This is a genomic window from Pseudomonas sp. MF08817 (assembly GCF_059862705.1).
Window position 1 is genome coordinate 162270 of record NZ_JCBCUY010000004.1, and the last position, 10788, is coordinate 173057.

Genomic DNA, 10788 nt, shown 5'->3' on the forward strand with positions numbered 1-10788 from the left:
GGGCAAATGATTCCCCACGCGGTTCCGGACAAGTCTCTACCTAAATCAAAATGGACCAACGAACGCTGATCCCCGTAGCGCGCGATTATCTAGTAGGCCGCGTGACAACGCATCAGGGGTAACAAAGTATTTATGGGTAAACCCCCCGCTTTCGGGCCGAAACAGCCGTAAAAACATGTTTCAAGCGCTTTCAGGCCTGTAGGAGAAAGGTCACAGGGCCGTCATTGACCAAATGCACCTGCATATCGGCACCAAATCTACCTGATGCCACATTGCCATGCACCTGCTGCGCTTTGCTCAATAAATAACCAAAGAGTTCCTCACCCAGTGCCGGCGGCGCGGCGGTGGAAAAGCTCGGGCGCAGGCCGCTGTGGGTGTCGGCGGCCAGGGTGAACTGCGACACCAACAACAAGCCGCCCTCCACCTGGGCCAGGGACAAGTTCATCTTGCCGTCGGCATCGCTGAACACCCGGTAATTGAGCAACTTGTGCAGCAGTTTGTCGGCGCTGGCGCGGGTGTCCTGGGGCTCGATGGCCACCAATACCAACAGCCCTTGGTCGATGGCGCCGACCACCTCCCCCGCCACTTCCACCCGCGCACCGCGTACGCGCTGCAACAGGCCCTTCATGCTTCTTCGGGCGCCAGGTCGAGCAGGCGCCGGGCCATTTGATCGGCCGCCCGTACCAGGGCATCGGTGATACCCGGCTCGGAGGCGGCGTGGCCGGCATCGCGAATAATCTGCAACTCGCTATTGGGCCAGTTCTGGTGCAGTTCCCAGGCATTGTCCAGCGGGCAGATGACGTCGTAGCGCCCGTGCACGATCACCCCGGGCAAGTGGGCGATCTTGTGCATGTCGCGGATCAGTTGGTTGGGCTCAAGGAACGTGTTGTTGGTGAAGTAGTGGCATTCGATGCGGGCAATCGACAAGGCACGCTGCGCCTCGCTGAAGCGGTCGACCACCAGCGGGTTGGGGCGCAACGTGGCGCAGCGGCCCTCCCACAGCGACCACGCCTTGGCGGCGTGCATCTGGGCGATCTGGTCGTTGCCGGTGAGGCGCTTGTGGAAAGCGCCTAGCAGGTCGTCGCGTTCGTCCAGCGGGATAGGGGCGATGTAATCCTGCCAGTAGTCGGGGAACAGACGGCTTGCGCCCACCTGGTAGAACCACTCGATGTCCTGCTCGCGAGCCAGGAAAATCCCACGCACGATCAGCCCCAGTACACGGTCCGGGTGGGTCTGGGCGTAGGCCAGGGACAGGGTCGAGCCCCAGGAACCGCCGAACAGCACCCATTTTTCAATGCCCAGGTGCTCGCGGATGCGCTCAAGGTCGGCGACCAGATCCCAGGTGGTGTTGTTTTCCACGCTCGCGTGGGGCGTGGAGCGCCCGCAACCGCGCTGGTCGAAGGTGACGATGCGGTACAGGTTGGGGTCGAAATAGCAGCGGCTTTGCGCGTCGCACCCGGAACCCGGGCCACCGTGGATGAACACCACCGGCAAACCTTGTGGCGAGCCGCTTTCGTCGACGTACAGGGTGTGGATGTCATCGACGGCCAGATCGTGCCGGGCGTAGGGTTTGATCTGCGGGTACAAAGTCTGCATTGCGCGCTCCGTGAGGGGTCGGGTCCGCCCGGGGGGGACTTCCATTAATCTGCCGTGGGGCATCATAAACCCGAATCGCGTAATGAGCATGCCCTGACCTGTGGCAGCGGGCGTGTGCCACGTCAGCGCGCCTGTGTACTGGTTGAAAAAACCGATCGCAAGCAGGCGTACTCCCACAGGTTTTCACCTAAGTTTCAAGCACCACTCACTGGGGGTGAGAGCGAGCCTGCCCACGATGGCCGCGCCACTCAGGCGTAGCGCCTTTGCCCCCATTCCAGCAGCCCTTGCAGCAGTTCCTTGAGCACCACTTGGGTGGGCGCGGCGAGGTCTGGGCGGTAGCGGAACGGCTCGAACTCTTCCATATAAGTGCACTGGCCCAGCTCCAGTTGCACGGCGTGGATATGCTCGGCCGGGTTGCCGTAGTGGCGGGTGATGTGCCCGCCCTTGAAGCGCCCGTTGAGCACATGGCTATAGGCCGGGTGCCCGGCGCAGATGGCCTCCAGCCTGCCCGCCAACTGTGGGTCGCAACTGGCGCCGTTGAAGGTGCCGAGGTTGAAATCCGGCAACTTACCGTCGAACAGATGGCCGATCACCGAGCGGATCGAGTGGGCATCGAACAACAGCGCGTAGCCAAATTCAGCCTTGAGCCGGGCCAGTTCCTGCGCCAGGGTGCGGTGGTACGGCGCCCAGATCTGCGCCAGGTAGGTGGCACGCTCCTCGGCGCTGGGCTCCAGCCCCGGGCGGAACAACGCCTGGCCGTCAAACAGCGTCGCCGGGTACAACCCGGTGGTGGCGCCGACATATAAAGGCTTGTCGTCGTCGGGCCGGTTGAGGTCGATGACAAAACGCGAATACTCGGCGGCCAGGGTGCTGGCGCCCAGTTCGGCGGCAAACTCGTAGAGTTGCGGAATGTGCCAGTCGGTATCGGGCAGGCTTTGCGCCGCCGGCACCAGGCCGGCCTCGACCGCCGGGGTCAGGCGCACGCCTGCGTGGGGCATGCTAATTAGCAGCGGCACCCGGCCTTGTTTGAAGTTCAGAACCTTATCCACTGCCCTCTCCTACAACGTGACATCGGCGCCGTGGCGCACGACGCGTTTTTCCAGGTCACCGCCCAGCCAATACGCCAGGTCGGCCGGCCGATCGATTTGCCAGGCCACGAAATCTGCCACCTTGCCCACTTCCAATGAGCCGTGGCTGTGCTCCAGGCCCAGGGCCTTGGCCGCGTGCAGGGTAGCGCCGGCCAGGGCCTCTTCCGGGGTCATGCGAAAACAGGTGCAGGCCATGTTCAGCATCAGGCGCAACGACAACGCCGGCGATGTACCGGGGTTGAGGTCGCTGGCAATGGCGATTTTCACGCCGTGCTTGCGCAGGGCATCCATGGGCGGCAACTGGGTTTCGCGCAGAAAGTAGAACGCCCCGGGCAGCAACACCGCCACCGTGCCGGACGTGGCCATGGCCGCCGCGTCGGCTTCGGTCATGAACTCCAAGTGATCGGCCGACAGCGCCTGATAGCGCGCCGCCAGGCTCGAACCGTGCAGCGACGACAGTTGCTCGGCGTGCAGCTTCACCGGCAAGCCGAGTTTTTGCGCGGCGATAAACACCCGCTCGACCTGGGCTGGAGAGAACGCCAGGTACTCGCAGAACGCATCCACCGCATCCACCAGGCCTTCAGCCGCCAGGGCCGGGAGCATTTCGGCGCAGATATGCTCGATGTAGGCGTCGGCGCGCCCGGCGTATTCGGGCGCCAAGGCGTGGGCCGCCAGGCAGGTGCTGCGCACCGTGGCTGGCAACTGCTCGCCGAGGCGGCGGATCACCCGCAAAATCTTGCGCTCGTTGGCCAGGTCCAGGCCGTAGCCGGACTTGATTTCCACCGTGGTCACGCCGTCGCGCAGCAGGCTGTGCAGGCGTTTGCGGGCGCTGGCGAAGAGTTCGTCTTCGCTGGCAGCCCGGGTAGCGCGCACGGTGCTGGCGATGCCGCCGCCCTGGGCGGCGATCTCAGCGTAGCTCACACCTTGCAGGCGTTGTTCGAACTCACCGCTGCGGTTGCCGCCGAACACCGCGTGGGTGTGGCAGTCGATCAGGCCCGGCGTAACCCAGGCCCCCGCGAGGTCTTCGACATGGGGGTAATGCCCCGCCGGCAGCGCGCCACGCGGGCCGATCCACTCGATGTGCGCGCCGGACGTCACGATGGCGGCATCCTCGATGATCGAGTAAGTACCCTGGGCCATGGTTGCGACGTGGCAATGCTGCCAAAGAGTCTTCATTACAGCCTCCATAACTTATCGATGGGACAGGGCCGGGTCGGGGCTGACCAGGGCCGGTTGCCCGGTCACCGGTTTGACCCACACCTTATAGGCGATCACCAGCAGCACGATCCACACCGCGCCTACCAGCAAGGCAGCCTGGGTGTCCGGGAAGTAGCCCAGCACGCCGAAGACGAACAGCATGAACACAATCGCCGCCGCCGGCGCGTAAGGCCAGAACGGTACGGGGAATTGCAGCTGCGCGACTTCTTCGCGGCTCATGGAGCGGCGCATGGCCACTTGGGTCAGCAGGATCATCAGCCACACCCACACGGTGGCGAAGGTCGCGATCGAAGCTATGACCAGGAACACGTTTTCCGGGATCAGGTAGTTGAGCACAACGCCGCCCAGCAGCGCTGCGCCCATCACCACCACGGTCATCCACGGCACACCCTGGCGCGACAGCTTGGAGAAGCACTTGGGCGCATGGCCCTGCTCCGCCAGGCCGTACATCATGCGGCCCGCGCCAAAGATGTCGCTGTTGATGGCCGACACCGCCGCCGAAATCACCACGATGTTGAGGATGGTCGCCGCCGAGCTGATGCCCAGGTGATCGAAGATCTGCACGAAGGGGCTGCCCTGGCTGCCGATTTGCGGCCACGGGTAAATGGCCATCAGCACGAACAGGGTCAACACGTAGAACAGCAGGATGCGCAGCGGTACGGCGTTGATCGCCTTGGGCAGCACCCGTTGCGGGTCCTTGGCTTCGCCGGCGGTGATGCCGATGATCTCGATGCCGCCGAAGGCGAACATCACCACCGCGAACGACGCAATCAAGCCACCGATGCCGTTAGGCATGAAGCCGCCGTGGGCCCACAGGTTGCTCACCCCGGTGGCGTGTTCGGCGTTGGCCGAGTTGATGCCAAACAGCATGATGCCGAAACCACCGAGGATCATCGCAACGATGGCCGCCACCTTGAGCAGCGACAGCCAGAACTCCATCTCGCCGAAGACCTTGACGTTGCACAGGTTCAGGCCGCCGATCAGGAACACGATGCCCAGCACCCAGACCCAGCGCGCCACTTCGGGAAACCAGAAGCCCATATAAATGCCGAACGCGGTGACGTCGGCGAGGCAGACAATAATCATCTCGAAAGCGTAGGTCCAACCCAGGATGAAGCCCGCCATCGGCCCCAGGTAGGTGCTGGCGTACTTGCCGAACGAACCGGCCACCGGGTTGTGCACTGCCATCTCACCGAGGGCGCGCATGACCATAAACACCGCCGCGCCACCGATCAGGTACGCCAGCAATACCGCCGGGCCGGCCATTTGGATGGCCGAGGCGGAGCCGTAGAACAGCCCGGTGCCGATGGCCGACCCCAGTGCCATGAAGCGAATGTGGCGGGCCGATAGCCCGCGTTTCAAACCGGATGCTTGCTGTTGCATTTCTCGTCCTTAATTGTTTTTGTCAGAGAAAACCAATGGGCTGACTGAACCGGTAGCAAGCGGGCTTGCCCGCGCTGGGGTGCGTAGCAGCCACTTCAAATAGTGGCTTGAGCGACTATTGACGGCCGCTACGCTGCCGAGCGCGGGCAAGCCCGCTTGCTACACCTGGGTGTCAGAGGCTCGGCAGCAACTTGGCCAGGACCAGTTCGTTCAGGCAACGGGAGGCCAGCAGTTCGCTCGCGGCGTTGATGTCCGGGGCGAAGAAGCGGTCTTTCTCATAGAACGGGACTTTGCTGCGCAGGAGGGTGCGCGCTTGCTCCAGTTTGCTGGAGGTTTTCAGGCCATCGCGCAGGTCCAGGCCCTGGACGGCAGCGAGCCATTCCACGGCGAGCACGCCACGGGTGTTCTCAGCCATTTCCCACAAACGCTTACCCGCGGCCGGGGCCATGGAGACGTGGTCTTCCTGGTTGGCGGAAGTGGGCAGGCTGTCCACCGAGTGCGGGTGAGCCAAGGCCTTGTTTTCGCTGGCCAGGGCTGCGGCAGTCACTTGGGCGATCATGAAACCGGAGTTCACCCCACCGTTGGCCACCAGGAACGGCGGCAACTGGGACATGTGCTTGTCCATCATCAACGAGATGCGGCGCTCGCTCAGGGAGCCGATTTCGGCGATGGCCAGGGCCATGTTGTCAGCGGCCATGGCCACCGGTTCAGCGTGGAAGTTGCCACCGGAAATCACGTCGCCTTCGGCGGCGAATACTAGCGGGTTATCCGACACGGCGTTGGCTTCGATGCTCAGCACCTCGGCGGCCTGGCGGAACTGGGTCAGGCAGGCGCCCATGACTTGCGGCTGGCAACGCAGGGAGTACGGGTCCTGGACCTTGTCGCAGTTGTGGTGCGAATCGGACACTTCGCTGCGCTCGCCCAGCAGGTCGCGGTACGCGACAGCGGCGTCGATCTGGCCTTTCTGGCCACGGGCGGCGTGGATGCGTGCGTCGAACGGCGAGCGCGAACCCAGCACCGCCTCAACGGTCAGGCCACCCAGGGCCAGGGCGCCGGCGAACAGGTCTTCGCCCTCGAACAAACCGCGCAGGGCATAAGCCGTAGACACCTGGGTGCCGTTGAGCAGCGCCAGGCCTTCTTTGGCGGCCAGGGTCAGCGGCGTCAGGCCGGCGACTTTCAGCGCCTCGGTCGCGCTCAGCCATTGTCCTTTGTAGCGGGCCTTGCCTTCGCCCAGCAGCACCAGGGACATATGGGCCAAAGGCGCGAGGTCGCCGGAAGCGCCCACCGAACCTTTGAGCGGGATGTGCGGGTAAACCTCGGCATTGATAAGGGCGATCAGCGCATCGATAACCAAGCGACGGATGCCGGAGAAACCACGGCTCAGGCTGTTGACCTTGAGCACCATAATCAGGCGCACCAGGGCGTCGCTGATCGGCTCGCCCACACCGGCGGCGTGGGATAGCACCAGGGAGCGCTGCAGGTTTTCCAGGTCTTCGCTGGCGATGCGGGTCGAGGCCAGCAGGCCGAAACCGGTGTTGATGCCGTACGCGGTGCGGTTCTCGGCCAGGATCTGCTCCACACAGGCCACGCTGGCTTCGATCTGTTGCGAGGCGCTGTCATCCAGGCTCAGGGTGATCGGGTTCTGGTAAACGGCACGCAGTTGGGCAAGGGTCAGCTGGCCTGGGATAAGGTTTAGCGCAGTCACATTCGTGCTCCTTTTGAGAGTTTTATTAACAGCCCGTGGCACGCAACGGCTCGCCGGCTGTGGATTGTTCTGAAATCTCGCCCGGTTCCTGTGGGAACCCGGCCTGCCTGGCCCTGCTCGCGTGTAGGAAGCAGGCTCGCCCGCACTGGAGTGCGTAGCGCTCCTTCGCTTTTTAGGGCCGCTACGCAAACCCGTTTTCTACCTACGACAACGATGCGGTGGGGCTTGAGGCAGCGCCCGCGATAAACAATGGCGTGCAGTTTCCGGCACGCCAGCCTGGCGGGCAAATAAAGCGCGGCCTTTAGCCAGTAATCATCGGCAGGTTCAGGCCCTGTTCCTTGGCGCAATCGATGGCGATCTGATAGCCCGCATCCGCGTGGCGCATCACGCCTGTGGCCGGGTCGTTGTGCAGCACGCGCGCGATCCGCTCGGCCGCTTCGTCGGTGCCATCACACACGATGACCATGCCCGAATGCTGGGAGAAGCCCATGCCGACGCCGCCGCCGTGGTGCAGTGAGACCCAGGTCGCGCCGCTGGCGGTGTTGAGCAGGGCGTTGAGCAGCGGCCAGTCGGACACGGCGTCGGAACCGTCCTGCATCGATTCGGTTTCGCGGTTCGGGCTGGCTACGGAGCCGGAGTCCAGGTGGTCGCGGCCGATCACGATCGGCGCCGACAGCTCACCGCTGCGCACCATTTCGTTGAACGCCAGGCCCAACTTGGCGCGCTGGCCCAGGCCCACCCAGCAGATCCGCGCCGGCAGGCCCTGGAAGGCGATGCGCTCGCGGGCCATGTCCAGCCAGTTGTGCAGGTGGGCATCGTCCGGGATCAGCTCCTTGACCTTGGCGTCGGTTTTGTAGATGTCTTGCGGGTCACCCGACAGCGCCGCCCAGCGGAACGGGCCGATGCCACGGCAGAACAGTGGGCGGATGTAGGCCGGAACGAAACCGGGGAAGTCGAAGGCATTCTCCACACCCTCTTCCTGGGCCATCTGGCGGATGTTGTTGCCGTAGTCGAAGGTCGGCACGCCCATTTTCTGGAAATCCAGCATCGCCTTGACGTGGACGGCCATGGACTGCTTGGCGGCCTTGACCACGGCAGCCGGCTCGGTCTTGGCGCGGGCGCGGTATTCGTCCCAGGTCCAACCGGCAGGCAGGTAGCCATTGAGCGGGTCGTGGGCGCTGGTCTGGTCAGTGACCATGTCCGGGCGCACGCCGCGCTTGACCAGTTCCGGCAGGATCTCGGCGGCGTTGCCCAGCAGCGCGATGGAGATGGCCTTGCCTTCCTTGGTGTACTTGGCGATGCGCGCCAGGGCGTCGTCGAGGTCGCTGGCTTGCTCATCGACGTAACGGCTGCTGAGGCGGAAATCGATGCTCACCTGCTGGCACTCGATGTTCAGCGAGCACGCGCCGGCCAGGGTTGCGGCCAACGGCTGCGCGCCCCCCATGCCGCCCAGGCCTGCGGTCAGCACCCAACGGCCCTTGAGGTTGGCGTCGTAATGCTGGCGACCGGCCTCGACGAAGGTTTCGTAGGTGCCCTGGACGATCCCCTGGCTGCCGATGTAGATCCAGCTGCCGGCGGTCATCTGGCCGTACATGGCCAGGCCCTTGGCGTCGAGTTCGTTGAAGTGCTCCCAGCTCGCCCAGTGCGGCACCAGGTTGGAGTTGGCGATCAACACGCGCGGGGCATTGCTGTGGGTTTTGAACACGCCGACCGGTTTACCCGATTGCACCAGCAGGGTTTCGTCGTCGTTAAGGTTGGTCAGGCTCTCGACGATTTTGTCGTAGCACTCCCAGTTGCGCGCCGCGCGGCCAATGCCACCGTACACCACCAGTTCCTTGGGGTTCTCGGCCACTTGCGGGTCGAGGTTGTTCATCAGCATGCGCAGCGGCGCTTCGGTCAACCAGCTCTTGGCGGTCAGCGTGTTGCCGCGGGCGGCGCGGATTTCAACGTCACGGTACTTCGTAGGCTTTTGGCTATTGTCAGACACGAAAAAACTCCTCAGCAATCAATCCAAACCAACCCGGGCGGCGGGCGAGCAAGCCAGTGCGCAACCACTGCACAACGGCGAATCAGGGGACGATGGTTGAGTCGGCGCGACTCATACGCATACGTCTTTACTTGTACATACAAGCATATGCAATCATGCGGCCAACTTGCAAATCCGAGCTTCAGAAAAGTTCTGGGCAGGGTTGTAGAGCCCGTAGATCAAGGGAGTCTGAGAAATTCAGAGCACGACAAGAGAAATCAACAACGACGAACACGTTGTTACCGAAGCAAGGAAACGCCCCCGAATGGGGCGTTCAGTAACAACCGAGAAGGGCGAGGTAGCAGGTAAACGCAATGGCGGTGAACGATCAAAGTGTTGGCCTGGACTGGTCCGGGCTCCAGAGCCAGAAGGTGTAGCCGTAGTCGCCTTCCAGCTTGGGAAAAATTGCGCCATCACGGAAATACTGCCGCGAACCTTCACGGGCGGGGCTGAACCACCAACCGGCGTGGGGGCACGGCTCGCCGCTGGCTTTGCGCGGCGGGTGCTGCGGCTCGCTGCCCGGCGCGTCGGCCATGGCGTCGGGGTCGCTGTCTTCAAACTCGCCTTCGAGAAGTTCGACGAAGTACCACTTGCAGGGGCGTTCGGTGAAAGAGTGAGCTTGTACTCGGGTACGAGCGTAGAAGTACGACTCTTTAAAGACGCCTTTATAGGGCGATTGCTCAATGAACCTTGCAAGTCCGTTTTCATCGCCCCACAAGCCTGCGCGCCCCAAAGTTTTCAAGGCGTCCAGGCCTATATCATTGAATGTTTTGCATTCTTCCAGCGTTTTCCACATACCTTCGCCGCCTCCGGTCCAGGCAAATTGCAGGGCACCCAGAGGATCATCCTGAGAGACATAAACACCGGTACGTGGCGGAACTTCCCCGGTTTTACCTTCAATATCCATATGCACTTTGAATTTCGGCAAACGAGGAAATTGTTCTTTGAGTTCCTGCCAAATAATCCAGAAAGTTAAATCGCTCCAGTTGCGTTTCATAACTCCGTCAATCATAAAACCGTAGGAAAACACCTCGTTGGCCCGCTCGCGAAACGCTTTCTCCTGTTCTGCGGTGGCCCATTGCATCGAGAACTCGCCCAGCATATGGGCGCATTGATTGGTTCCCGTGATGCCGTAGCACTGGTCGACGCGCTTGGCCATATGCCACATCGTGCTTTGCCTGTAGGCAATCAAGGCTGGAAAACCGCCGGTGCTCCAGTTGGCTGCGGTATCGCGCACGCCCCAGCGTTCGCTGACCATCAGGGGGTCGAGAATCGAACGGCGTTCTAAAAGCATCTCGGCCATAACGATCAACTCTTCGATCTTCGGCAACAACGCGTCCAGGTAACTTTGCGACGAGTAGTAATAGAGCATCGCCGCTTGGCGTTTTTGCCAAAGCGACAGGTGATAAGTCGGGGTCATCGGATAAAGCGGATTCATTTTTTAAACTCCGTTACTTGGCCGGGCAAGTTGGGCAGGCCGAGGCGCACGTTATTAAGTTGGGCATCAAAGTCGGTCATGCCCCAGGCGGTATCAAAGGGGCCGCTGATGGCGGGGTGATTGATTTTTTCGCGCAGGCACTCATAGAACTCCTGCTCTTCTGCCGAAAGGTTCTTGTAACGCTCGTAGTTCATGTCCGGGGCAGGTTGGGGATTCCACGCGCACTTGGACACCCATTCCACGAACACTTGGACAGCGACTCCACGCTGACTTGGACACTCATTCCACGGCCACTTGGACACTGATTCCACAAGCACTTGGACAGTGATGTCCC

General features: G+C 62.4%; 9 protein-coding genes. All 9 read right to left on the minus strand.

From position 1 onward, the window contains the following. Positions 1-190: 190 nt before the first annotated feature. A complete protein-coding gene (dtd, locus tag AC19YR_RS04360) occupies positions 191-628 on the minus strand; it encodes a D-aminoacyl-tRNA deacylase (protein WP_500597326.1) in 438 nt (145 codons plus the stop codon). Continuing rightward, positions 625-1596, minus strand: a complete 972-nt coding sequence (pip, locus tag AC19YR_RS04365) for a prolyl aminopeptidase (protein ID WP_095108866.1) — start codon at positions 1594-1596, stop codon at positions 625-627. Before pip ends, dtd begins: the two co-directional genes overlap by 4 nt. Before the next feature lie 248 nt (positions 1597-1844). Then, positions 1845-2645: an N-formylglutamate deformylase gene (gene hutG / locus AC19YR_RS04370; protein ID WP_500597328.1), complete on the minus strand. Its 801-nt coding sequence runs from the start codon at positions 2643-2645 to the stop codon at positions 1845-1847. Between the two features lie 9 nt (positions 2646-2654). After that, positions 2655-3860 carry an imidazolonepropionase gene (hutI, locus tag AC19YR_RS04375; RefSeq protein ID WP_095108864.1) on the minus strand — a complete coding sequence of 402 codons (1206 nt, stop codon included), beginning with the start codon at positions 3858-3860 and terminating at the stop codon, positions 2655-2657. A 15-nt stretch (positions 3861-3875) separates the two neighbouring features. Then, positions 3876-5285 carry an amino acid permease gene (locus tag AC19YR_RS04380; RefSeq protein ID WP_095108863.1) on the minus strand — a complete coding sequence of 470 codons (1410 nt, stop codon included), beginning with the start codon at positions 5283-5285 and terminating at the stop codon, positions 3876-3878. Positions 5286-5457: 172 nt separating this feature from the next. Further along, on the minus strand, positions 5458-6990 hold the full coding sequence (gene hutH / locus AC19YR_RS04385; protein WP_500597331.1) for a histidine ammonia-lyase: 1533 nt from the start codon (positions 6988-6990) through the stop codon (positions 5458-5460). Positions 6991-7291: 301 nt separating this feature from the next. Next, positions 7292-8977: a urocanate hydratase gene (hutU, locus tag AC19YR_RS04390; RefSeq protein WP_095108861.1), complete on the minus strand. Its 1686-nt coding sequence runs from the start codon at positions 8975-8977 to the stop codon at positions 7292-7294. A gap of 367 nt (positions 8978-9344) precedes the next feature. Then, positions 9345-10454 (minus strand): hypothetical protein, encoded by a 1110-nt coding sequence (locus AC19YR_RS04395; protein ID WP_500597333.1) that lies wholly within the window; start codon positions 10452-10454, stop codon positions 9345-9347. Then, the coding region (locus tag AC19YR_RS04400; RefSeq protein WP_500597335.1) for a hypothetical protein at positions 10451-10788 on the minus strand (338 nt) is incomplete at its 5' end. The genes AC19YR_RS04395 and AC19YR_RS04400, both read right to left, overlap by 4 nt.